The sequence below is a fragment of the Streptomyces sp. TLI_185 genome, from assembly GCF_003814765.1.
Lineage (GTDB): Bacteria > Actinomycetota > Actinomycetes > Streptomycetales > Streptomycetaceae > Streptomyces.
In genome coordinates, this window is record NZ_RKRB01000001.1 from 4048641 (window position 1) to 4072262 (window position 23622).

The window sequence follows — 23622 nt, forward strand, 5'->3', positions numbered from 1 at the left end:
GCGTTCACAGCCGGTAGACATAGATGTCATGAGCAGCGAACGCACCGACCTGTTCTCCGACCGCTACGACATCAGCGGAGTCACCGCGGACGGAGCCGCCTGGCTCGCCTCGGCAGGGGCGTACCCGCGCAGCACGCTCGCCCTCTGGAAGGAGCACGCCGACGCCCCGGTGGTGCTCCCGTGCGGCACGGCCTTCGACGTCGTCAGTGCGCCCGCGGTCTTCGCGCGCCGGATGGTCGACCGGTTGTGGGACGAGGGGCCGGGCTCCGGTCCGGTGGCGTCCTTCCGGGGCCGGATGCTCCTGTTCGCCGCGCCCGGCACGGCCCAGCGGCTGCCCTCGCTGCTGCGCTGGGAGGAGTTCGGCCGCACGGGAGCGATCCCGCCGCTGCTGTGCCACGGCAACGGCGACGCGGTGACCGTCCCACCCCTGCTCGCGACCACCCCGCCGACCTCCCCCGACTCCCGCTGGCTGGTCGCCCCGGACACCCGTCACCCCTGGCTGCCGGGCCCCGAGATCCTGCTCTGGGCCGCCGTACGGGCGGCCCGCGCGGCGGTGCGCATATCGATTTTTCCTCCTGCCGATCAGGATGCTAAGGTCTACGACGTCAGCAGGCGCCGCTAGCTCAGTTGGTTAGAGCAGCTGACTCTTAATCAGCGGGTCCGGGGTTCGAGTCCCTGGCGGCGCACGATGGCGATGGCGAGGCGTGTTCGCGGAAAGCGCGAACCGGCCTCGCCATCGTTGTTTTTGCGCGGCTTCGCCGCACGCGGTGGGGGCTTCGCCACCCACACCCCCCTTACACCGGCTGCTGTCGTGGCCGCAGGGTGAAGAAGCCAGCCCCCGACCGTGAGACCACGCGCGGCGAGGGCTCCGCCACCCACCCCCCTTCACCGGCGGCTACCGTAACCGCACGCCGAAGAAGCCCGCCGGACGCCGCCGCAGGCCCGAGAAACCAGCCGGCCGGCGTGGTCGCCGGGCGAAGAAGTCAGCCGCCGGCCGTGATCTTCACCGTCCAGGCCCCCGAAACCGTCCGCCCCTCCACGTCCACCCGGATCCCCTCCCCCGGAACTGTGAAGGTCTCGCCCAGGGCGACCGGGGCGTCCGCGAGGGGTGGGTAGACGGAGTTCTCCCAGCACGCCTCCGTGTGCGGGTGGGCGTCGATCACCTCGATCGGGCCGCCGCCGGACTGCGCACCGCCGCGCACCCGGTACACGAGGACCCCCGACCGGCAGGCCGCCGTATCGTTGCCGACCGGCCCGCGCGCCTCGAAGGCGAGCACGCTGTCGTGGCCGGTCCGCACCACCGCGAGCTTCACGCCGCGCCCGAGCCCGAAGGCCGGCGGCCCCGCCACCCCCCTGACCGCAGCCCCCGGCGAGGCACCCAGCGGCTCCAGCGTCAGCCGCGTGACACCCGCCTCCCGCACACACACCACCTGCCGCGGCGCCAGCCACCCCAGCTTCCACTTGTGCCAGCCGAACAGGTCAGGCGCCAGCCCGAACTGGCTGCCCATCAGATCCCAGTCCCCGACATAGGTGTCCCAGTCGCCCTTGCCGTCGTCGGGCCGGTGGTACAGATCCGGCAGGTCGAAGACATGTCCGGTCTCGTGGGCCAGCACGAGCCGGTCCGGCGGGTGCTTCTCGAACACCGTCACGACCCGGCGGATGTCCGTGCCGTCGGCCCTGAGCGGAGTGTCCAGGTTGACGACCTTCGTCGCGTCCGAGTCCACGCCGGGCGCGTCCGGGTCGGCGACGAAGTAGACGATGTCGTAGCGGGAGAAGTCGACCTGCGGGTCGGCGACGGCGAGCGCGTCGTGCAGGTACGCGGACCGGTGCTCGGCGTTCCAGTCCCGCTTCATGGCGTACGCCGTGGACGGCTTCGGCATCCGGATCCAGTGCCGCAGCGGATGCGGATGGAGGGTGAACCTGCCGTAGGAGGCTCGTTCGAAGTAGCGGCTGGTGGCCGGGAAGTGGTCGGCGGTCAGCTGGGCGGGCGTGGTCCGCGGGACGGCGTCCGGGAAGGACAGGAAGATCATCACGGCGTTCAGCGCGCGGGTCGGCCGCGGATATGCGGCGTTCCAGGTGTCGAGTCCCTCCGAGTGATGGGCGTCGGTGCGCTGCAGTGCGCACGGGACCGCCGAGAACGGTTCGGCGATCGACGGCCCGGTCACCAGCGAGGTCGCGGCGAGCGCCGACAGGGTGGTGAACACGGCGGCAGTGCTGCGCAGTCGGGAACCCCTGAAATCCTTGAGGGGGGACTGACACGGCACAGGGACCTCCGGGGGCGGTACTCGGGACACCGCACCCAGCCTGTGTCAGTTTGTCGTATTACGCCCTGTTCGCCTGCCCCAGAAGAGTGACTCGGTCACGAGGCCCGATCAGAGCCGACACCCCCGAAACGCTCACGGAACGTCACAAGCGGTCAGGCGCCCCAACGACCCGTCCAGCCGCGGGCAGAAACGATCTGTCAGAAGTGCCGCTCGATCCGGGACACTGGGCGTGGGGTGGAAGGCCCTTGGGTCTGCCTCTATGATCGGCACACTTTCCGGCACGGACAGAGATCGAGTGCACTGCGGGAGCGAGCGGTGAGCGGAACGTCCGAAGGGCCGGCGCCCGCGGCAGACCTCGACCGGGGCGCTGTAACAGAGAGTAACAACTATGCGTCTCCTCGTACCGAGCCGCTGACGACTCGCACGGAGTCGCCTGCGTACCGCTCGGTCTTCACGGCTGCGCCGCTGGCCATGGCGGTCGTCGACCGCGAGGGGCTGGTGGTCAGCGCCAACGACGGGTTCGGCGCCCTGTTCGGCAGCGCGCCCGAGGAGTTGGCCGGCCGCCTCGCCGCCGACCTGGTGGACCTGGCGTCCGACGCCCGCACCTGGCACGCGTACCGCGAGGTGCTGCGCGGCCGCGAGGCCAGACTGCGCTGCACGCGCCGACTGAAGCACCCCGACGGGCATTCGGTGTGGGTGCAGGTCTCCGTCACCCCCCTCGGTCAGGACGGGTGCGTCCTGGTGTGCCTCACCGACATCAGCGCCAACCGTGAACTCCAGGGCCGGTTGCGGCACTTGCAGATGCACGATCCGGTGACCCGGCTGCCCAACCGCACCCTGTTCTTCGAGCGGCTGACGGCCACGCTGGAGGCGGAGTCGTACGAGGAGAGCGGCACCGGGCGGATCGGGCTGTGCTATCTCGACCTGGACGGCTTCAAGGCCGTCAACGACACGCTCGGCCATCGCGTCGGCGACCGGCTGCTGGCCGCCGTGGCCGAACGCCTCACGCGCTGCGCCGACGAGGCGGGTTACGGCAGAACGAGCGCCCCGCTGGTGGCGAGACTCGGCGGTGACGAGTTCGCCCTGCTGGTGGAGGACTCCACAGGCACGGAGCAACTCGCCGATCTGGCGGAGGCGGTGCTGGAGGCGGTGCAGGCGCCGTTCGACCTCGCCGGGCAGCGGGTGTCGGTGTCGGCGTCGATCGGTGTGGTGGAGCGGCGCGCGGCCGACACCACCGCCACCGCCCTGATGCAGGCGGCCGACACCACGCTCTACTGGGCGAAGGCCGACGGAAAGGCCCGCTGGACGCTCTTCGACCCTGAGCGCAACGCCCACCGCATGACCCGCCAGGCCCTCGCCTCAACACTCCGTCCCGCCATTGAACGCGACGAATTCGTTCTCAAATACCAGCCGTTGGTGGGGATGGAGGACGGGCGGCTGCGCGGTGTCGAAGCCCTGGTCCGTTGGAACCATCCTCAGTTCGGCATGCTGACGCCGAATCGGTTCATCGGATTGGCGGAGGAAGACGGCTCGATCGTGCCGCTGGGCCGCTGGATCCTGCGCACCGCCTGCCGGCAGGCGCGTCGCTGGCAGGTGGACCACCCGGAGGAGCCGCCGTTGTTCGTGAGCGTCAATGTGGCGGTGCGTCAGGTCTGGGACTCGGATCTGGTGGCCGACGTGGCCGAGACGCTCGCCGAGACCGGGCTCGCGCCCCATCTGCTCCAGCTGGAGCTCACGGAGTCCGCAGTGATGGGCTCGGCGGGCCGCCCCCTGCAAGCCCTCCAGGCCCTCAGCGGCATGGGCGTCGGCATCGCGATCGACGACTTCGGCACGGGCTACTCGAACCTGGCGTACCTCAGCCGACTGCCGGTGTCGGTCCTGAAGCTGGACGGCTCCTTCGTACGGGGCTTCCAGTACGAGAGCGACAAGGAGGGCGCCGTCCCGCCGAACCCGGCCGACGAGGTCGTCGTCGAGGCGATGATCCAGCTCGCCCACCGCCTGGGCATCACGGTCACCGCGGAGTGCGTGGAGACATCGGCACAGGCATCCCGCCTGCGACGCATCGGCTGCGACACCGGCCAGGGGTGGCTGTATTCACGACCGGTGTCACCGGACCGCATCTCGGAACTGCTCGGCCCCCGGCCACGGGCCGAGGAACCCCTGATCGGCAACTCGTAGCCCCGTAAGGCAAGTTCGCGCAAGCGCCGTCCCGACCGCCCCCGACCCCCACGCCCGGCCATCCCACCGAACCGCATCCGCGAACCTCTCGCCCCGCCCGCGCAACCGAACATCGCACGGCCGACAACCCGAAGACACACGCCAGCAGTTCACACGAACGCAGGCCAATCCGCCCCCCCGGCCCTCCACCCAGGCATCCCGCCCGGATCACGGCGCCGGACCACTCGGCCCCGCAGTCACGCGCCCAACATCAAGCGGACGACGACCCGAAGACCTGGCGCCGGCAGGTCACGCGAACGCACGCCAATCCCCCGGCCCCTCAGCCAGACCAGTCGCCGGACCACACCACCGAACCGGCCCACTCCCGGCCGCGCGCCCAACATCAAACGGACGACTCCCCGAAGACATGACGCCGGCAGGTCACACGAGCGCAGGCCAATCCGTCCCCCCGGCCCTCCACCCAGGCATCCCGCCCGGATCACGGCGCCGGACCACTCGGCCCCGCAGTCACGTGCGGGATCAGGCGGTCGGGAAGCCGTAAGCCTGCGCGATGAGTTCGTACGAGCGCAGTCGTACGTCTCCGCTGTGGGCGTTGCCTGTGATCATCAACTCGTCGGCGCCGGTGCGCTTCTGGAGGTCGTCGAGGCCGGTGCGGACCTCGTCCGGGGTGCCGTGGATGACGTTGGCGTTCCAGGAGTCGACGAACTCCCTCTCCATCGGGCTGAATTCGTAGGCCTCGGCCTCCTCGGGGGTCGGGACGAGGCCGGGGCGGCCGGTGCGCAGGCGGACCATGTTGAGGGCGGCGGCCAGGACCTGGCGGCGGGCCTCCCTCTCGTCGTCGGTGGCGAGCGCGGAGACGCCGATGAGGGCGTAGGGGGCGTCCAGGACGGCGGAGGGCCGGAAGGACTCGCGGTACAGGTCCAGCGCCGGGATGGTGTTCTGCGCCGAGAAGTGGTGCGCGAAGGCGAAGGGCAGGCCGAGGACGCCGGCCAGGCGGGCGCTGAAGCCGGAGGAGCCGAGCAGCCACAGCGGCGGGCGGTGGGGGGACTGGACACCGCCGGGGGAGGTCGACTGGATCGGGCCGGGCACGGCGTGGATACGGCGGTACGGGTGACCGTCCGGGAAGTCGTCGTCCAGGAAGCGGGTGAGCTCCGCCAGCTGCTCGGGGAAGTCGTCGGCGCCCTCGTTCAGGCGGTCCGTGCGGCGCAGGGCCGCGGCGGTGGCGCCGTCCGTGCCGGGGGCGCGGCCGAGGCCCAGGTCGATGCGGCCCGGAGCCATGGCCTCCAGCGTGCCGAACTGCTCGGCGATGACGAGCGGCGCGTGGTTGGGGAGCATGACACCGCCGGAACCGAGCCGGATGCGTTCGGTGTGGGCGGCGAGGTGGGCGAGGATCACGGCGGGGGACGAGGAGGCGACACCCGGCATGGAGTGGTGCTCGGCGACCCAGTACCGGTGGAAGCCACGGGCCTCCGCGAGACGGGACAGGGCGACGCTCGTGCGCAGGGCGTCGCCGGCGGTCCGGCCCGCGCCGACGGTCACCAGGTCCAGTACGGAGAGGGGTACGGGCGCAGTGCCCTGCGCGGTGCCCCGGATCTCGTCTGCCGTCACGGTGGATGCCTCCTGTTAGCTGCGACGTCGTATCCGCAAGCCCTTAACAGGAGGCACTCTCCGTTTATTCCCCGGGGGCCGCCCCATCCAGCCCCTCCGGCGTTTGAGGAGCGGAGGCCCGGGGGCCGGCCCCCGGTACGGGACCGGTAGGGGCGGTGGGGGCGGGAACCCTCAGACCTGCACGATCGGCTCCCGAGTGAACAACGCCCCCAGCATCGGCGCATTCACCCGCCGATCCGCCAGCCGCAACGCCTCCCACACAGTGACCTGGTTGGCGGTGAGAACCGGCTTCCCCAGCTCCTTCTCCAGCGCCGGAATGTGCGCAGCAGTGTGCAGCGCCGTATCCGGCAGCAGAACCGCCTCCGCATCCGCCCTATCGGCCTCGCGAGCCAGCAGCAACACCTCCGCCTCCCCCCACGTCCCGACCTCCGCCGCCGTGATGATCCCGGCACCGCGCACGGACGTCACCTCCGCACCCCCCGCCCGCAGAAAGTCCGCGAACAGTCCGGCCACGTCCTCGGGGTACGTCGCCCCGACCGCCACCCGCCGCGCCCCGACCTCATGCAGCGCGTGCACGAAGGCGAAGGACGTCGACGAAGCCGGCAGCCCGGCCGCCCGGGCCAGGGCGCGCACCTGCTCCTGGGCGCCCTCCCAGCCGTAGACGAAGCTCCCGCTGGTGCATGCCCACACCACCGACTCCGCGCCCCCCATGCGCAGCTCCTCGACCCCCGCCGCGAGCCGCTCGGCCGAGCCCATCTCCCGCAACGCGTCCACCCGGTGGGCGTCCTCGCCGATGTCGGTGTGGACGACGTCGAGGCGGATGTTGCTGCCGAGCAACTGCTCGATGCGTGGGTATTCGTCCTCGGCGGAGTGGCCGGGATAGAGGAATCCGAGTGCCGTCATGACCTGCCTTCCTGCTGCTGTTCACCGTCCGGGAGCTGTGGCAGTACGGGTCCGGAGCGCGCCGCCGGATCGATCAGCGCCTGATACGGTCCCACCGCCCGGGTACCCAGTCGGGACAGCGCAGCCCACATCGTCACCTGGTTGGCCGAGATCACCGGGATGCGCAGTTCGGCCTCCAGTTGCGGGATGACGTCGTAGGTCGGGAGGTTGGTGCAGCTGATGAACAGGACGTCGGCCGGCCGTCGTACGGCCTTGTGGGCCATGGCGACCACATCGCGGTACGGGACCTTCCAGATGTGCCGGGTCAGGCCCATGTACGCGCGTCCGGTGACCTTGATGCCGGCCTCGGCGACGTACTCCTCCAGTGCGCGCGTCACCGACACGGTGTACGGCGTCACCAGTGCCACCCGCCGGGCGCCGAGCGCCACCAGGGCCTCCAGCAGGGCGCCCGAGGTGGTGACGGACGGGATCGCACCGGCACGGGTCATCGCCGCGCACATCGCGCGCTCCCCGGCGATTCCGCCGACGAAGCTGCCGGAGGTGCAGGCGTACGCGACGACCTCCGGCGCGACCGCGTTCAGCGTGCGGACCGCGTCGTCCAGCGTCTCGTGCTCGCTGACCAGCCGGGCCAGGTCGAGGCTCACCTCGACCGGCACGAACGGCGTTCGCGTCAGATGCAGCGAGACTTCGTCCGGGACCCAGCGCCACAGCTCGCGGTCCAGAGCGAAGTCGAAGGGGGCGACCACACCCACACCGCGCTGGGGCAGTGGTCCACCGAGGAAGGAAACGTCCATGGCGCCCATGGCGACCACCGCCTCACGGTGAGAAACAGCGGAGCAACGGACCCCCCATCGCACCCGTGTTGACGAAGGTAGGTTCGGGTGCGAGCGTGGTCAAACCTCGCATGTCAGACGGCCGCAACCTCCCGTAGAAACGGCTTTCCGCATGACCACCCCGACGCTTCTCGTCCTGGACACCGACCCACTGCCCCGCCTCGGCAGACTCACCGGCCGCGCGCGGATCGAGCACGCGGACGAGTCGACCCTCGCCGAGCGCCTGCCGCACGCGGACGTCCTGCTCGTCTGGGACTTCGCCTCCCGGGCCGTACGTTCCGCGTGGCCGGGCGAGGGCCCGCGGCCGCGCTGGGTGCACACGGCGAGCGCGGGCGTGGATCATCTGATGTGCCCGGAACTCGCCGCCTCCGACACCGTGGTCACCAATGCGCGCGGTGTCTTCGACCAGCCCATCGCCGAGTACGTCGCCGCGCTCGTCCTCACCATGGCCAAGGACCTGCCGCGGACCTGGGAGCTGCAGCGGGAGCGGACCTGGCGGCACCGCGAGACGCAGCGGGTCGCGGGCACGCGCGCGTGCGTCGTCGGTTCCGGGCCCATCGGCCGTACGATCGCCCGCACCCTCAAGGCGCTCGACATGACGACGGCGATCGTCGGGCGCACTCCGCACACCGGCATCTACGGCCCGAACGACCTCGACCGGCTGATCGCCCGCGCCGACTGGGTGATCGCGGCCGCCCCGCTCACCGAGCAGACGCACGGCATGTTCGACGCGCGCCGCTTCGGGGTGATGCAGCCCTCCGCGCGCTTCATCAACATCGGGCGCGGCGGTCTGGTCGTCGAGGACGCGCTCGCCCAGGCGCTGGCCAAGCGGTGGATCGCGGGCGCCGCGCTGGATGTCTTCGAGCACGAACCCCTCACCCCCGACAGCCCGTTGTGGGAGTGCCCGGGCCTGATCGTGTCCCCGCACATGAGCGGTGACACGATCGGCTGGCGTGATCAACTCGGCACTCAGTTCGTGGAGTTGTACGAGCGCTGGGAGGCGGGCAGACCTCTGCTGAACGTGGTGGACAAGAAGCGCGGGTACGTACCAGGACGCTGAACCGCCGAGCGATGGAGGGCAGATGACGGACCTCGACCTCGACCTCACCGAGCTGACCGCCGTACGGATCGTCGAGGGCTACCGCAAGGGCGAGTTCAGTCCGGAGGAGGTCACACGGGCCGCGCTGGAGCGGGCCGAGCGGATCCAGCCGGAGGTGAACGCCTTCGTGCGGCTGCTCGCCGACGAGGCCCTCGCGCAGGCCCGGGAGTCGACGGAGCGATGGCGGCGCGGCGAACCGAGGGGGCTGGTGGACGGGGTCCCGACCACGGTCAAGGACATCATCCTGCTGCGCGGCGCCCCCACCCTCAAGGGCTCCAAGACGATTTCCGAGCGCGGTGGTTGGGGCGAGGACGCCCCCTCCGTCGCCCGCCTCCGCGGGCAGGGAGCCGTGTTCATCGGCAAGACCACGACCCCCGAGTTCGGCTGGAAGGGCGTCACGGACTCGCCGCGGTCCGGGGTCACCCGCAATCCGTACGATCCGACCCGCACCGCGGGCGGCTCCAGCGGCGGCGCGGCGGCGGCCGTGGCGCTGGGCGCGGGGCCCCTGGCGCTGGGCACGGACGGCGGCGGCAGCGTCCGTATCCCGGCGGCCTTCTGCGGCATCTTCGCCCTGAAGCCGACGTACGGCCGCGTCCCGCTCTACCCGGCGAGCGCCTTCGGCACCCTGGCCCACGTCGGCCCGATGACCCGGGACGCGGCGGACGCGGCGCTGCTCCTGGACGTGATCGGGGTGCCCGACCACCGCGACTGGTCGGCGCTGCCCGCCGCGCCGGACTCCTTCGTCGCCGGACTGTCCGGCGGGGTGAAGGGCCTGCGGATCGCCTACTCGCCGTCCCTCGGCGGCCAGGTGGCGGTGCAGCCCGCGGTGGCGGCCGCGGTACGCCGGGCGGTGGAGCGGCTGGCCGAACTCGGCGCGTACGTCACCGAGGCCGACCCCGACTTCACCGACCCGGTGGACGCCTTCCACGCCCTGTGGTTCTCCGGGGCGGCCCGGGTGACCCAGCAACTGGGCCCCGAACAGCGCAAGCTGCTCGACCCTGGTTTGAGGGAGATCTGCGCGACGGGCGCCCGCCTCTCCGCCCTCGACTACCTCGCCGCGGTCGACGTCCGCATGGAACTCGGCCGCCGCATGGGCCGCTTCCACGAGTCCTACGACCTCCTCGTCACCCCGACGCTCCCGATCACCGCGTTCGAGGCGGGCGCCGAGGTGCCGAAGGGCTCCGGCCACCGGCGCTGGACCGGGTGGACCCCGTTCACCTACCCCTTCAACATGACCCAGCAGCCGGCGGCGACCGTCCCGGTCGGGACGGACGGGGACGGTCTGCCGATCGGTCTGCAGCTCGTGGGGGCGCGGCACCGCGACGGTCTGGTGCTGCGGGCGGCGCATGCGCTGTACGAGGCGGGGATCACTCCCCCGGCCGCCTGACCGGCCCTGCGGTGTCGATCATGTCGACCGGCGTGCCCTGCAGCCGGTCGACATAGGCCAGGAGTCTTTCGTTCAGCTCTGCCCTTGAGCTGAAGAGGCTCTCTCTCCAGCCGTGCACCCGCTCACGCGGCAGCTCATCGGCGCGCAGCGTGTGACCGTCCCTGTCGGTGATCCCGCTGGTGAAGGTGCGCAGCACGCCCGTCACCTGGTCGAAGGCGCCGAACTGTTGTGATCCGAGCCAGAGTCCGCCGCCCAGAAGCTCGTCGGAAGCCGCTCTCGCCTCCTTCTTCATGGCTTTGGACTCCGAGACGAACCGCTCCGCGTCCACGGAGCGGCCGGCGTCCAGGTCGGCGAGGACGTTGTTGAGGAAGTCGTGCCAGTCGCGCATCGCCGTACGCACCCGGGCGACCCGCTGCAGCTGGATCCGGATCTCCTCACGACCCGCCCGGTCCCTCTCGTGCCGAGCCGCCTGCCGCTGATGGGCCAACGGTCCGAGGAACATGGCGAGGGCCGAGATCAGCGCTCCGACGACACCACCGAGCAGGCCGGCGATCGTGTTCGACATGGCCCAAGTCTGCACGAGGATCGGCTGTTTCTATCCCGGGTGCCGCCGGAAGCTGAGCGTCTCCCCTGCCGCCCCCGACCGCCACAGGTCGTTGCACCCCTCAGCCATCTCCGCGAGGCCCTCGACGATCTGGCCCCACACGATGCCCGGCACCCAGCCGACGTCGGCGTTCAGCAGCAGGTTGTTGCGTTCGTAGAAGAGGGCGAGGTCGACGACGGTCGTACCGGCGCGGACCTCGCGGTCGTAGCCGTATGCCTTGGTGCCGAGTTCCGTTCCCGCGAAGGAGAAATAGCAGAGATCTCCGGGAATCGGGGTGACTGTCGGATTTTCCAGGGGTGGCTCGGTTGTCGCGAATGGTGGGAACAGGGCGTAGATCTCGTTGCGGGCGTATTTCGCGTGGTAGACGTCGCTGCCCAGGGGAAGGGCGTCCCACACGGCCGCGCAGGTGACGGGGGCGCGGTCGTCCAGCAGTTTTGCCGTGCAGGAGATTCCGCGCTTGACCAGCGAGACTTCGATGTAGCGGTCAGCCATGCATCCCATGGTGCATACATCGCATGCTCTCGGGTAGCCGCGCCGCCATGGCTCCACCAATTGGGAACGAGAACGACAGAGAAACGCCCGGGACCACACGCCGGTCGCTGCTCGCGGGGGTGGCGGCGCTCGGTGTGCTGGGAGCTGCGGGCTGCAGTCGTGTGGCGACCGCCTCGACGACGGAGGGCGGGGATCTGCTCGACCGGCTGAAGGCGGCAGGTGTCGTACGGCTGGGCATCGCGGGTGAGATCCCCTTCGGGTACATCGACAAGAACGGCGAACTGACCGGCGAGGCGCCGGAGTTGGCCAAGGTCATCTTCAAACGGCTGGGCGTGGACAAGGTGCAGCCCGTGCCGACCGAGTTCGGGTCGCTGATTCCGGGGCTGAACTCGCAGCAGTTCGATGTCGTGGCGGCCGGGATGTACGTCAATCCCGAGCGCTGCCAGCAGGTCATCTTCGCCGACCCGGACTACCAGATGCTCGATTCCTTCATCGTGCGGAAGGGGAACCCGAAGGGGCTGCACGACTACAAGGACATCGTCGCCAAGAAGGCCAAGTTCGCCACCGGGACCGGATATGCGGAGATCCAGTACGCCGTCGAGGCGGGCTACAAGGAGAGCGACATCCTGATCGTGCCGGACCAGGTGGCGGGGCTGAACGCCGTCGAGGCCGGGCGCGTCGACGTGTTCGCCGGTACGGCGCTCACCACCCGGGAAGTCGTCAAGAAGTCCGCCAAGGCCGAGGCGACCAAGGCCTTCGCGCCGCTCGTCAAGAGCAAGCCCCATGTCGACGGCGGCGCCTTCGCCTTCCGGCCGACCGAGACCAAGCTGCGCGACGCCTTCAACGTCGAGCTGCACAAGCTGAAGAAGAGCGGCGAACTCTTCCGCATTCTGCGGCCGTTCGGCTTCACCAAGGCCGAGATGACCGATCTGACCGCGAAGGAGCTGTGCGGCGGATGACCTCGGGACTCTGGGAACTCGTACTTCACGGAATCTGGATCACCGTCCAGCTGCTGGTCCTGAGCGGACTGGTGGCCGCGGCGGTCGCCTTCGGGGTCGGTATGGCCCGCACCCACCGGCTGTGGATCGTCCGCTTCCTCGCGGGCCTCTACACCGAGGTGTTCCGCGGGACCTCCGCCCTGATCATGATCTTCTGGGTGTTCTTCGTGCTGCCGGTCGCGTTCGGCTGGCAGCTGGTCCCGCTGTGGGCCGGCACGCTCGCCCTCGGGCTGACCTACGGGGCGTACGGCGCCGAGATCGTGCGCGGCGCGCTGAACTCGGTCGACCCGGCGCAGAAGGAGGGCGGGATCGCGCTCAGCTTCACGCCCTGGCAGCGGATGCGGCTGGTCCTGCTGCCGCAGGCGGTGCCGGAGATGATCCCGCCGTTCTCCAACCTGCTGATCGAGCTGCTCAAGGGCACCGCGCTGGTGTCCGTCACGGGCATGGGCGACCTGGCGTTCAGCGCCAACCTGGTGCGCCTGGCGCTGCAGCAGAGCGCGGAGATCTACACGTATGTCCTGCTGATCTACTTCGTCATCGCGTTCCTGCTGACGCGAGGGATGCGGGGACTGGAACGCAAGCTCAAGGCAGGGCTGGGCAAGCCGGTCGGGCGCACGCCCGAGCAGGAGCTGCGTCGTCCTGAGACGACCGGCGTGGGCGCGGGAGGTTCGCTCGGATGAAATGGGACTGGGGCGCTGTCGCCGACTTCATGCCGAAGTTCTGGGACGGACTGCTGGTCACCCTGCAGATCCTGGCCCTCGGCTCGCTGATCTCGTTCGCGCTGGGCCTGGTGTGGGCGCTGCTGATGCGCACGCCGAGCCGCTTCGTGCGCTGGCCGGTCGGGGTGGTCACGGAGTTCATCCGCAACACCCCGCTGCTGGTGCAGCTGTTCTTCTTCTTCTACGTGCTGCCCGAGTGGGGCGTGACGTTCTCGGCGCTGACCACGGGTATCTGCGCGATCGGGCTGCACTACTCGACGTACACGATGCAGGTCTACCGGGCCGGCATCGAGGCGGTCCCGGCCGGCCAGTGGGAGGCGGCCACCGCGCTGAACCTGCCGGTGCGGCACACCTGGACCGCCGTGGTGCTGCCGCAGGCGATCCGCCGGGTCGTCCCGGCCCTCGGCAACTACGTCATCGCGATGCTCAAGGACACACCGATCCTGATGACGATCACCGTCATGGACATGCTCGGCGAGGCGCGCCTGTTCTCCCAGGAGCACTTCCAGTTCACCGAGCCCCTGACGGTCATCGGTGTGGCCTTCATCTTCATCGCCTATCCGGCCTCCCTTCTCGTACGAGCCCTGGAGCGACGCCTTGTCCGCTGACACCCCTCTGATGAAAGAACCCGACGCGAGCGCCAACCCGCCGGTGGACGGCAGCGAACTGATCCGCTTCGACCACGTCACCAAGCGGTTCGGTTCGAACACGGTCCTCGACCGGCTCGACTTCTCCGTGAACTCCGGCAAGCACGTCACGCTGATCGGCCCGTCCGGCTCCGGCAAGACGACGATCCTCAGGCTGCTGATGACGCTGACCAAGCCGGAGGAGGGCACGATCACCGTCGACGGCCAGCAGCTCTTCCCGGCTCCCGAGAAGCAGATCCGTGAGGTCCGCAAGAAGATCGGGATGGTGTTCCAGCAGTTCAATCTCTTCCCGAACATGTCGGTGCTGCGGAACATCACCGAGGCCCCGGTCACGGTCCTCGGCCTGTCCAAGGACGAGGCGGAGGAGCGGGCGCGCGGACTCCTCGACCTGGTGGGCCTCGCCGACAAGGCGGGCGCCCGTCCGACCCAGCTCTCGGGCGGCCAGCAGCAGCGGGTGGCGATCGCCCGGGCACTGGCGATGCGGCCGCAGGTGCTGCTCCTGGACGAGGTGACCTCCGCGCTCGACCCGGAGCTGGTCGCGGGCGTGCTCGACGTGCTGCGGGACATCGCCCGCACCACCGACATCACCATGCTCTGCGTGACTCACGAGATGAACTTCGCAAGGGACATCTCGGACCAGGTGCTGATGTTCGACTCCGGCCGGGTCATCGAAGCCGGCCCGCCGGAGAAGATTTTCAGCGACCCCGAGAAGGACCGGACCCGGGAATTTCTGAGCGCAGTGCTCTGACGTCAGGAGTTGAACGTCGGTCAATCTGCGAGGTCCCGGCGCCGGGTCATGGCAGTGGCATATGCCAGAGTGCCTGCGCCCCTGCTGAGAGCCGTGCGCCGGGGTCTTAATCTCGTCAACAACCGCTCACAACAAGCCGCTTGACCGTTATCGTGGAAGAGATTCGCTGTCCGCAATACGGCCCAGTTGTAGAGCGAGCGCAGGGGGACCACCGTGGCGCTGAAGCACGAGCCGACCGCGCCGTACCACTCGGCCCAGGACGCCCTGCGCGTCCTGGAGACCGTGGCACGGCACACCACCGGAGTCACCGACACCGAACTCGCCAGGCTCACCGGCCTCACCCCGGAGCGGCTGACCACCCTCCTGAGGATGCTGCGCCGCGAGGGCTACGTCGAGCAGATCACCGACGGGGCCTACGTCACGGGCGACGCCCTCACCCGCCTCGGCTCCGCAGAGGGCCGCGAGCAGGCGCTGCGCGAAAAGCTCCAGCGCACCCTGGACCGGCTGCGCGACTCGGTGGGCGCGGCCGTGTACCTGAGCCGGTACGTGGACGGCGAGGTCAAGATCACCCAGTACGCCGACGGCCCGACCACCCCGGTGGTCAACGAGTGGGTCGACTTCCGGTACTCCGCCCACGCCACCGCGATCGGCAAGAGCCTCCTCGGCCAGCTCGACCACAACAGCCGGCGCGACCACCTCTCCCGCCACAAGCTGGCCCGCCTCACCTCGCGCACGATCACCAGCGACCGGCTCCTGCTCTCCCGCCTGGAGTCCCAGCCGCCCACCGTGCCCCACCTGGACCTCCAGGAGTACGCGGTCGGCACGGTCTGCGCGGCCGTCCCGATCAGCGCCGGCTCCTCGGTCGGCTGCCTGGCCCTCTCCCTCCCCCTCGAGGATGCCCACCGCCTCCGCCAGGCCGCGGACACCCTGAACCGGAACGCGGCGCCGGTCCTGCTGTCCCTGGCGATCTAGGGCGATCCGGACGACACCCACCGGTGGTCCGAAGCACCCCTCCGGACCAGGTAGTATTTTCTTCGTCGCCACCCGCGAGACACGGAAACGTGCGAACGCGGCTGGCGTGAGTCATGCGCCGCTAGCTCAGTTGGTTAGAGCAGCTGACTCTTAATCAGCGGGTCCGGGGTTCGAGTCCCTGGCGGCGCACAAACGGTGAAGGCCTCTCGCGAGTGCGGGGGGCCTTCGCCTTTGGGGCAGGCCCCCCCGGGGCCTGCAGGGGGCTGGGGGTCTGGGGGTTACCCCCCAGGGGATGCAGCATCAACGGGTCCGGGGTTCGAGTCCCTGGCGGCGCACAAACGGTGAAGGCCTCTCGCGAGTGCGGGGGGCCTTCGCCTTTGGGGCAGGTCCCCCCGGGGCTTGCAGGGGGCTGGGGGTCTGGGGGTTACCCCCCAGGGGATGCAGCATCAACGGGTCCGGGGTTCGAGTCCCTGGCGGCGCACAAACGGTGAAGGCCTCTCGCGAGTGCGGGGGGCCTTCGCCTTTGGGGCAGGTCCCCCCGGGGCTTGCAGGGGGCTGGGGGTCTGGGGGTTACCCCCCAGGGGATGCAGCATCAACGGGTCCGGGGTTCGAGTCCCTGGCGGCGCACAAACGGTGAAGGCCTCTCGCGAGTGCGGGGGGCCTTCGCCTTTGGGGCAGGTCCCCCCGGGGCTTGCAGGGGGCTGGGGGTCTGGGGGTTACCCCCCAGGGGGTGCAGCATCAACGGGTCCGGGGTTCGAGTCCCTGGCGGCGCACGATGGCGATGGCGAGGCGTGTTCGCGGAAAGCGCGAACCGGCCTCGCCATCGTTGTTTTTGCGCGGCTTCGCCGCGCGTTGTGGGGGCTGCGCCACCCACATCCCCTTACACCGGCTGCTGTCGTGGCCGCAGGGTGAAGAAGTCAGCCCACGGCTGTGACACCGCGCGCGGTGGGGGCTTCGCCGCCCACGCGCCCTCAGGCGGGGTCTCTCGTGGGGGCGAGAGGCCCTTCGGTGGCTTCCCGGTCTTTTCTGGTCAGCCTTCGGTAGGGGGACGTCTGCTCGCCGGGCGGGCGCCACCACACCGGGTCGGCGCAGCGGAAGCCCTCCCTTCTGAGCTGGGCCCGGTGGATCTTGTTCGTGGCCGTGACCGGCATGCGCTCCACGACCCGCACGAACCGGGGCGCCATCTTCGTCCCGAGGTCCGGCTGGGCGGCCAGGAAGCCGGCGAAACCGGCCGGGTCGAAGCTTCCGGCGATCGTCGCCATCACCTGGTCCCCGGTCACCGGATCGGGCACCGCGTACACGGCGACGGCGTCGGCGCCCTCGTACCGGGCGAGGATGTTCTCGATCATCGCGGCGGCCAGGTTCTCGCTGTCGACGCGGAGGCGGTCGTCGGTGCGGCCGGCGAAGTAGAGATAGCCGTCGGTGTCCCGGTAGAAGAGGTCGCCGGTCCAGTACCAGCCGTCGCGGAGCCGCTCGGCCTCCGCCGCGGGGTTGCGCCAGTACCCCTCGAAGGGGTTCGACCCCTGGTTCACCAGCTCCCCTATGGCCTCGTCCCCGTTCAGCAGCCGCCCGGCCGCGTCGAACACGGCGGGCGGGCACTCCTTGCGTGTTTCCGGATCGAGTACGACGAGCCCGGGCGCCGCCCGCCCGACCGCACCCGGCGGCGTGCCCGGCGACCACTGCACGGCCGCCCCGCCCTCGGACGACCCGTACCCCTCCACCAGCCGCACCCCGAACCGCCGCTCGAAGGCCGCCGCGTCCACGGTGCCCGCCTCCGTGCCGAAGCCCAGCCGCAGGGAATTGTCCCGGTCGTCCGCGCGCTCCTCGGTGGCCAGGATGTACTGCACGGCCCGCCCCACATACGTGAAGTACGTCGCCCCGTACTGCCGTACGTCCGCCAGGAACCCCGACGCCGAGAAGCGCCGCCGCAGCGCCACGCCCGCGCCGGCCACCAGCGCGGGCGCCCAGTCGGCGATCACCGCGTTGCCGTGGAACATCGGCATGCAGATGTAGTGCACGTCGTCGGGGCGCACCCCGAACTGGCCGACCAGCGAGGCTCCCGCGGCGGCCAGGCGCCCCTGGGTGCAGATCGCGGCCTTCGGGGCACCGGTCGAGCCCGAGGTGAAGTAGAGGAGGAGGCGGTCGTCGGGGGTGGCCCGGGAGGCGTCCGGTTCGGCGTCCGTATACGACGCGAGCAGGTCGTCGTACTCCTCGCTGTCGGTCAACAGGAGGCGTACGCCGGGGAGTTCGAGGCCAGTGAGGAGCGGGAGGTGGCCGCGCTCGGTGATGACCGTCCGGCACTCCGTGTGCAGGATGTCGCGGGCCAGCTCCGGGCCCCGGCGGGTGGGGTTGATCCCGGCGACCGCCGCTCCCGCGAGCGCTGCCGCGCCCAGCCACAGCGGGTACTCAGGGGTGTTGTCGAGCAGCACACCCACATGCGGCTCGGCGCCGGGCGGCAGCAGGTCGGCCAGCAGGGCCGCGCGGGCCGCGGCGCCGGCGGCCACCTCGTGATGGGTGAGGACCAGGTCCTCGCACCACAGGCCGGGGCGGTGGTCGCCCCACCGCTCGGCTACGAGTTCCGCGACCGTACGCCTGGTGGGCTCCCTGGACTCCATGACGGCGCACGGTAGTTGATGGGCCGTCAGATGTGGAGGGTCACGGGGTCATCGTGACGCCGTCCACGACGACGGTGTTGGTGGTGTCGTCCACGCCGTCGCCGTCGCCGAAGCCGAAGGGAGAGTCGAAGCCGTCCGACATCAGGTTGAACGCAAGCATGAAGAAGACACAGAAGGCGATGAACACGCCGAAGAAGGCCAGCATGCAGCCCTGCTCGGCCAGGAGCCGGCCGGGCTGGGGCGGCCTCGCCGTGGCCTGTTCCGGATGCTCGGCCACGTAGCGCACCGTGACGATGTCGCCGGTGACGATCGTCCGCGGCCCGTTGCTCTCCTCGAACCGGACCGCGCGGCCCTCGCGGGTCGTGAACTCGTAGACGTGGTGGAGGGTCGTGCTCACGGAGGTGTCGCCGCCGCCCCCGCTGGTCGTCGTGTACGTGTTCAGGCAGCGCGCCTCGGCGGTGAGCCCACTGTTCCAGGCGCTGTGGATGCGCCGGGCGCGGCGCATCAGGCCGATCAGGGCAGTGAGCGCGATGGCGATCATGAGGCTGGGTACGAGGTAGAAGAACACGTCCATGAGGTCCCCCGGTCTGGGTACGCCGCCACCGTTCGGTCGGCGTGCCAGGAACGTACCCGCGGGTAGTGCGGGTTTCGCTCAAGAAAGGCTCAGAGATCCGAGGGACCCCGTAGGGCGGCGTTCGGGGTCAGAAGGTGACGTCCGAGCAGGCGTAGAACGCGTTGCCCGTGTCCGCGATCGTCCATACGGCGACGATGACGTGGTGGCCGCTCAGCCCGGACGGCAGCGTGCCGCTGTGGGAGAGGGTGGCCGGGGGACGCTGCCCGTTGTACGGCACCGTCAGGAACGGTGTCGTGTTGAGGTCGGAGCGGCCCAGGTTGTGGTTCTGGTTCCAGCCCTGCCGGGTGACGTAGTACTTGAAGTCGGTGGTGGCGTGCATGGCGGTGAACTGCCAGCGGAACGTGTAGCTCTGCCCGCCCGTCACCCTGGTGGTGGGCCAGGCGCCGCCCGAGGGGGTCTTCGGGCTGTCGAGCTGGGAGAAGCGGGAGTTGCCGCCGGAGCAGATGGCGCCGTCGGCCGGTCCGGCGGCGGGGAAGCCCTTGGGGCCCTCGACGCTCTGCGGCTCGTACTGGATCTCACCGCAGTTGGTCACGGTGCCGTTCTGGCAGAGCTTCTGCCTGCTGACGGGGAGGTCGGTGTAGCCGTGGCCGCTCGCGCCTCCGGCGGAGAGCACGAAGGCTCCTGCCGTGGTGAGTCCGAGCGCGGCGGCGTACCACTTGGCCTTTTTGCGCATGCTGCCGCTCCTGAAGAACGTGGGGGAAGTTCCATGAGGCGTGCAGGTCTAGACCAAGTCTCAGATTATTGCCACTACTTGGCTGTGTCCATATGAAAGGCATGCCCATGCCCATGCCCAAGCCCAAGCCCATGCCCATCACGTGCCGGGTTCTCCCCGCCCCGCGCAGAACGCCACCGTCAAGTCCTTGACCAGCGCCTTGCGTTCGTAGTCGTCCAGTTCCACCAGGCCGCGCACGGTCAGCCGGGTCACGGTGTCCTCCACCGAGTCGACGACCGAGGTGAGCACGGTCGCTCGCTGCTCCGCGTCCAGCGCCGCGATACGGCGGCGCTGCATCGCGGCGGCGACCTCGGGGGCGTACTCGACCCGGACCGGCTGCACCGAGAACACCTCGAGCCCGACCGGCGCCGCGTCCGCCGCCGTCAGCCGCGTCAGCGCCTCCGTGACCACCTCCACCGACCCCTTCGACGCACCGGGCGCCTCCACCGCGACCCGCGCGAGGGCCGCCTCCACGCACTCGCGCAGATAGGTCTCGTGGTCCTCGATGCCCAGCACCGCCCGTGCGGTGTCCCGCACCCGCCACACCACCAGCACCACCACGCGCAGCGCGACCCCGTTGCCGTCGGCCGCGGGCATCTCCTCGCTGCGCCAGTGCCGCAGCCGTACGTCGACCCGGCGGCGCAGCAGCAGCGGGTTGACCCACATCAGGCCCGTGCGCCGGACGGTGCCCCGGTAGCGGCCGTACAGCCCGAGCACCCAGGCCCGTCCGGTCCGGCCGCGCGCGAGGCCGCCGAACCCGAAGAAGCCCAGCACTGCGGCGCCCGCGTAGGCCGCCCACTGCGCGGGGCCGAGCCCGGCGCCCGGTTCCGCCGGCAGCCGTAGCGCCGTCACCGCGAGGGACGGCAGGACCCCGGCCCACCAGGAGGTCGCCACGCAGCCGGCCGCTCCGCAGGCCCCGGCGAGCACGCCCGCCGTCGCGGGCAGCACCCTGGCGGGCCGCTCTCCCAGGTCGGGGTCGACCTCGGGCGCGGCTCGTGGCGTCGCCGGCATGGGGCGCCGGAACCGCGGCTGTTCGCCCGTCCCCTGCCGTCGGCCGACCACTGTCGGCCTGAGCGGCACGGACACCGGGGCCGCTTCGTCGCGGAACAGAAGATGGACGGGGATCTCGGTGGTCGCCTCGTTCTGGATGAGGCGACCGGGTCTGCCCGGCCCCTCGGACTCGGGCGTCTGTGAAGTGGTCGTCGTACTCATGCGTGCCTCCAGCCTCCGCGCCAGATGCGTCACAACAGATGGGTCGAAACAAACCGCTCAAACCGCCGGGAAGACAGGGAGCCGGTACCGGCGGAACCGCTCAGGAGAAGAGCCGCCGCCAGGTCTCCGGGCCCGGGACACCGTCCGCCGCGCCGCCCCGCCAGCCCTGGGAGCGCTGGAAGCCCTCCACGTTGCGCCGGTCCTCCTCGTCCCACGCCGGCCCCGGCTCGGCCGTGTAGTACTTGTCGAACCCCTTCTTCACCAGCTGCTCCCCCAGCTGGGTGACGTACGGGTTGGAGGCGCCCGGGCGGAACATCGCCCGTCCCGGGTAGCCCGGCACCCCGTGGGACGAAGGCACCTGCGGATCCGGCGCCTCGACCGCAGCGATGTCCTTGCCCTCGCCCGACGCCAGCAGCTCCCAGGTCAGCGGCCCCGGCAACCCGCGGGCCTCGGCGCCCTTCCAGCCCTGGGCCAGCTGGAAGGCCCCGGTGGCCCGGCGGTCCGCGTCCGACCAGCGCGGGCCGGGGCCCAACGTGTAGAACGGCCCGGCACCGCGCGCGATGAGCATCTGCCCGAGCTGGGTCACGTACTTGTTGTTCGCGCCGGGGCCGAAATACGCCGCTCCCGGGTACGGCGTCGCGGCGGCCGGCGGCTTCGGCTTGTCCGGACCCGCCGCCGCGTCCTCCTTGAGCCCCTTGTAGCGGTAGGGGACATAGCGGTTCGACTGGTTCCAGTAGGCGTACGGGGTGTCCTTCCGGCGGGCCCGCGGGGGCCGCTGCTCGTAGGCGAGGTACGAGGTGTGCGTGTAGTCCTTCCAGCCGCCGAAAATGACGACGTGCGAGCCTCTCTCCGGGTTCTGCGGATTGTGGAACAGCAGAATGTCGCCGGGCTGCAGTTCCTCCTTGCTGACGCGCTCCCCGAACTGGCCGAGGGTGCCCGTCCATTCGTTTCCGGGCAGCCCCCAGGCCATCGAGACATAGCCCGAGCAGTCCTGCCGGTAACCGTCGGACCAGTAGGCCTCCATGCTGTACGGCACCTTCGCGTCGACCCATTTCTTGGCCCGGGTGATGATCTCCGCGCGGGTGGTCTGGGGCGCCCTGACCTCACTCGCGGGCTCGATGGGCGGCCCGCTGCGGCCGTGCAGCCGGGCCCGGGGCCCCTGCGGGGTGGCAACCTCGCTGCCTGCGGAAACGCCCGGTCCGGGCGGCACCTGCGGGGCGGCGAACGCCGGTGCCACGTGCCCCGCGCCGAGGGCCGCGGACGCGGCGGCCGCCACGATCACTGCCCTGCGGGCCGCCGGGTGCCGGCCCGCCCGCGAAAACGGCAGAACACTCCGCCAGTGCGCACATCCCGGGCAGTCGCAGTCGCTTGCCGGATCGAATTCCTCGAATACCGGAGTCGCCATGCGATTCCCCTCACACTCCAGATGAAAATGACCGCGCCTGTCCACGATGATCAGTTTCCCAACCCTCTTCCCGACGCGCATGTTGACGGTCCGAATGATGTACAAGGGCCGTCCGTGACCCGGGGGGCCAGGGGGGCGGGTGGTCCGGAGCACCCCCGGCCGTCCGGTAGAGTTACAACGTCAGCAGGCGCCGCTAGCTCAGTTGGTTAGAGCAGCTGACTCTTAATCAGCGGGTCCGGGGTTCGAGTCCCTGGCGGCGCACAGACAGCAAGGCCCTCCGCAAGCGCGGGGGGCCTTCGCCATTGGGTCGGGCTCCACCCCAGCACGCCGGATTCCTCCCGGCGCCACACAGGCGGCTGGGGGCCCGCGGGGGCAGCCCCCGGGAGACGCAGCATCAGCAGGTCCGGGGCTCGAGTCCCCGGCGGCACAGAGACAGCAAGGCCCTCCGCAAGCGCCGGGGCCTTCGCCATTGGGCTCCACCCCAGCACGCCGGATTCCTCCCGACGCCACACAGGCGGCTGGGGGCCCGGGAGTCAGCCCCGGGAAATGGACCAGCAGCGGGGCCGGGGGTCGAGTCCCCGGCGGCACAAAGACAGCAAAGGCCCTCGGCGGAAGCGAGAGTCCCTGAGGGCGCGGGGCTGTGGCAAGCGGCGGCTCCGCCGCGTGGGCGCGGACAGTCACGACGGCGCCGCAGGCGTTCGACGGCCCATCGAGCCACTTCCGCGGAGCGCTTGGCCGGATACCCTCTGGCCATGGCAGCGCGTGACCTCCAGGAGCGGATCAAGAAGCTGATCATCGACCGCAGGCTGCCCTCCGGGGCCCCGCTGCCGACCGAGCCCGAGCTGATGGAGTTCCTCGGCGCGAGCCGGAACTCGGTGCGCGAGGCACTGAAGGCGCTGCAGGCGATGGGCATCGTGGAGATCCGGCACGGCTTCGGCACGTACGTCGGCCCGATGTCGCTGGCCCCGATGATCGAGGGCCTCGCCTTCCGCACGGTCGCCGGGCACTACCGGGGAGAGGACTCCCTGCTCCAGTTGCTCGAGCTGCGCGAGGCGGTCGAGACAGGGCTCGTCTCCCGGCTCGCGGGGCGGATCCCGGAGCCGGACCTCATTGAACTCGACGCCCTCGTGAACCGTATGGAACACCAGGCCGCGCAAGGAGGCGCCGGCCTCGCGGACACCGACCGCGCCTTTCACGCCACCCTGTACCGGGGGCTGGACAACGTGCTCCTCGGCGAGGTCCTGGAGGCGTTCTGGGACGCCTTCCACCGCGTACAGACGGATCTGGGCGGCGCACCACCCGACCACCAGATCACCTGCAGGCAGCACCGGGACATCCTCGACGCGGTGCGGTCGGGCGACTCGGTACGGGCGGAGGAGGCGATAAGAAAGCACTTCGGCAACATCCGCACCCGGCTGTCCACAACTGGTCCACAGGACCCCCACACGCGCCACAATGAACGCGTATGACCGGTAAACACCGCGTTTCGCATCTTGCGATCATGATGAACGCCGTAGAACCCTGTTTTCCAAGATGCTGCGGATAAGCGGCAGTTGGGGGACAAGTAAGCGGTTGCCGGGTTCGCGGGGATA

General features: G+C 70.5%; 21 protein-coding genes and 3 tRNA genes. 13 read left to right on the top strand and 11 right to left on the bottom strand.

Going from position 1 to position 23622, the window contains the following annotated elements; genetic code table 11:
- Positions 1-28 precede the first annotated feature (28 nt).
- Complete coding sequence (locus EDD92_RS18445; protein ID WP_123965357.1) at positions 29-622, top strand: bifunctional DNA primase/polymerase; 594 nt, start codon at positions 29-31, stop codon at positions 620-622.
- Positions 613-686 (top strand) — tRNA-Lys (locus EDD92_RS18450). Before EDD92_RS18445 ends, EDD92_RS18450 begins: the two co-directional genes overlap by 10 nt.
- Positions 687-983: 297 nt before the next feature.
- Here EDD92_RS18450 and EDD92_RS18455 read toward each other — a convergent pair.
- Entirely contained in the window at positions 984-2264 is a 1281-nt protein-coding gene (locus EDD92_RS18455) for a M6 family metalloprotease domain-containing protein (protein ID WP_399183268.1), read from the bottom strand.
- 315 nt (positions 2265-2579) lie between these two features.
- Between EDD92_RS18455 and EDD92_RS18460 the strand changes: the two genes are divergently transcribed.
- Positions 2580-4442, top strand: coding sequence for a bifunctional diguanylate cyclase/phosphodiesterase (locus EDD92_RS18460; protein WP_123965359.1), 1863 nt, complete (start codon positions 2580-2582; stop codon positions 4440-4442).
- Between the two features lie 519 nt (positions 4443-4961).
- Here the strand turns inward: EDD92_RS18460 and EDD92_RS18465 are convergent.
- The 3 genes from EDD92_RS18465 to EDD92_RS18475 form a co-directional block, all read right to left on the bottom strand.
- On the bottom strand, positions 4962-6050 hold the full coding sequence (locus EDD92_RS18465) for an LLM class flavin-dependent oxidoreductase (protein WP_123965360.1): 1089 nt from the start codon (positions 6048-6050) through the stop codon (positions 4962-4964).
- Between the two features lie 171 nt (positions 6051-6221).
- Positions 6222-6953 (bottom strand): aspartate/glutamate racemase family protein, encoded by a 732-nt coding sequence (locus EDD92_RS18470; protein WP_123965361.1) that lies wholly within the window; start codon positions 6951-6953, stop codon positions 6222-6224.
- Entirely contained in the window at positions 6950-7747 is a 798-nt protein-coding gene (locus tag EDD92_RS18475) for an aspartate/glutamate racemase family protein (protein WP_123965362.1), read from the bottom strand. The genes EDD92_RS18470 and EDD92_RS18475 overlap by 4 nt, the downstream gene beginning before the upstream one ends.
- Before the next feature lie 151 nt (positions 7748-7898).
- On the opposite strand from EDD92_RS18475, the gene EDD92_RS18480 reads away from it, so the two are divergent.
- Together EDD92_RS18480 and EDD92_RS18485 are read left to right on the top strand one after the other, a co-directional pair.
- Entirely contained in the window at positions 7899-8846 is a 948-nt protein-coding gene (locus EDD92_RS18480; RefSeq protein ID WP_123965363.1) for a D-2-hydroxyacid dehydrogenase, read from the top strand.
- A 22-nt stretch (positions 8847-8868) separates the two neighbouring features.
- On the top strand, positions 8869-10272 hold the full coding sequence (locus tag EDD92_RS18485; RefSeq protein ID WP_123965364.1) for an amidase: 1404 nt from the start codon (positions 8869-8871) through the stop codon (positions 10270-10272).
- Here the strand turns inward: EDD92_RS18485 and EDD92_RS18490 are convergent.
- Positions 10253-10837 carry a hypothetical protein gene (locus EDD92_RS18490; protein ID WP_123965365.1) on the bottom strand — a complete coding sequence of 195 codons (585 nt, stop codon included), beginning with the start codon at positions 10835-10837 and terminating at the stop codon, positions 10253-10255. The two genes, EDD92_RS18485 and EDD92_RS18490, sit on opposite strands and share 20 nt — an antisense overlap.
- 30 nt (positions 10838-10867) lie before the next feature.
- Positions 10868-11368: a DUF3830 family protein gene (locus EDD92_RS18495; RefSeq protein ID WP_185124054.1), complete on the bottom strand. Its 501-nt coding sequence runs from the start codon at positions 11366-11368 to the stop codon at positions 10868-10870.
- 47 nt (positions 11369-11415) lie between these two features.
- Here EDD92_RS18495 and ehuB point away from each other — a divergent pair, with 47 nt between their 5' ends.
- The 6 genes from ehuB (at position 11416) to EDD92_RS18525 (ending at position 15641) form a co-directional block, all read left to right on the top strand.
- Positions 11416-12327: an ectoine/hydroxyectoine ABC transporter substrate-binding protein EhuB gene (ehuB, locus tag EDD92_RS18500; protein WP_185124055.1), complete on the top strand. Its 912-nt coding sequence runs from the start codon at positions 11416-11418 to the stop codon at positions 12325-12327.
- A complete protein-coding gene (ehuC, locus tag EDD92_RS18505; protein WP_123965367.1) occupies positions 12324-13046 on the top strand; it encodes an ectoine/hydroxyectoine ABC transporter permease subunit EhuC in 723 nt (240 codons plus the stop codon). The genes ehuB and ehuC overlap by 4 nt, the downstream gene beginning before the upstream one ends.
- Positions 13043-13693 (top strand): ectoine/hydroxyectoine ABC transporter permease subunit EhuD, encoded by a 651-nt coding sequence (ehuD, locus tag EDD92_RS18510; protein ID WP_123965368.1) that lies wholly within the window; start codon positions 13043-13045, stop codon positions 13691-13693. Before ehuC ends, ehuD begins: the two co-directional genes overlap by 4 nt.
- Before the next feature lie 10 nt (positions 13694-13703).
- Positions 13704-14480, top strand: coding sequence for an ectoine/hydroxyectoine ABC transporter ATP-binding protein EhuA (gene ehuA, locus EDD92_RS18515; RefSeq protein ID WP_123965369.1), 777 nt, complete (start codon positions 13704-13706; stop codon positions 14478-14480).
- Between the two features lie 213 nt (positions 14481-14693).
- Positions 14694-15452 carry an IclR family transcriptional regulator gene (locus EDD92_RS18520; protein ID WP_123965370.1) on the top strand — a complete coding sequence of 253 codons (759 nt, stop codon included), beginning with the start codon at positions 14694-14696 and terminating at the stop codon, positions 15450-15452.
- Between the two features lie 115 nt (positions 15453-15567).
- Positions 15568-15641: transfer RNA gene (locus EDD92_RS18525), tRNA-Lys, on the top strand.
- 782 nt (positions 15642-16423) lie between these two features.
- On the opposite strand, the gene EDD92_RS18530 is transcribed toward EDD92_RS18525, so the two are convergent.
- From EDD92_RS18530 to EDD92_RS18550, 5 genes are all read right to left on the bottom strand, one after another.
- On the bottom strand, positions 16424-18067 hold the full coding sequence (locus EDD92_RS18530; RefSeq protein WP_123965371.1) for a long-chain-fatty-acid--CoA ligase: 1644 nt from the start codon (positions 18065-18067) through the stop codon (positions 16424-16426).
- 40 nt (positions 18068-18107) lie between these two features.
- The gene (locus EDD92_RS18535; protein WP_123965372.1) at positions 18108-18641 is read right to left on the bottom strand and encodes a DUF3592 domain-containing protein; all 534 of its coding nucleotides are present in this window, start codon (positions 18639-18641) and stop codon (positions 18108-18110) included.
- A gap of 127 nt (positions 18642-18768) precedes the next feature.
- Positions 18769-19374 (bottom strand): lytic polysaccharide monooxygenase, encoded by a 606-nt coding sequence (locus EDD92_RS18540; protein ID WP_123965373.1) that lies wholly within the window; start codon positions 19372-19374, stop codon positions 18769-18771.
- Between the two features lie 138 nt (positions 19375-19512).
- The gene (locus EDD92_RS18545; protein WP_123965374.1) at positions 19513-20625 is read right to left on the bottom strand and encodes an SPFH domain-containing protein; all 1113 of its coding nucleotides are present in this window, start codon (positions 20623-20625) and stop codon (positions 19513-19515) included.
- A 100-nt stretch (positions 20626-20725) separates the two neighbouring features.
- Positions 20726-22030: a peptidoglycan-binding protein gene (locus EDD92_RS18550; protein WP_123965375.1), complete on the bottom strand. Its 1305-nt coding sequence runs from the start codon at positions 22028-22030 to the stop codon at positions 20726-20728.
- Between the two features lie 187 nt (positions 22031-22217).
- Between EDD92_RS18550 and EDD92_RS18555 the strand changes: the two genes are divergently transcribed.
- Positions 22218-22291 (top strand) — tRNA-Lys (locus EDD92_RS18555).
- 491 nt (positions 22292-22782) lie between these two features.
- A complete protein-coding gene (locus EDD92_RS18560; protein ID WP_123965376.1) occupies positions 22783-23499 on the top strand; it encodes a FadR/GntR family transcriptional regulator in 717 nt (238 codons plus the stop codon).
- Positions 23500-23622: the final 123 nt, after the last annotated feature.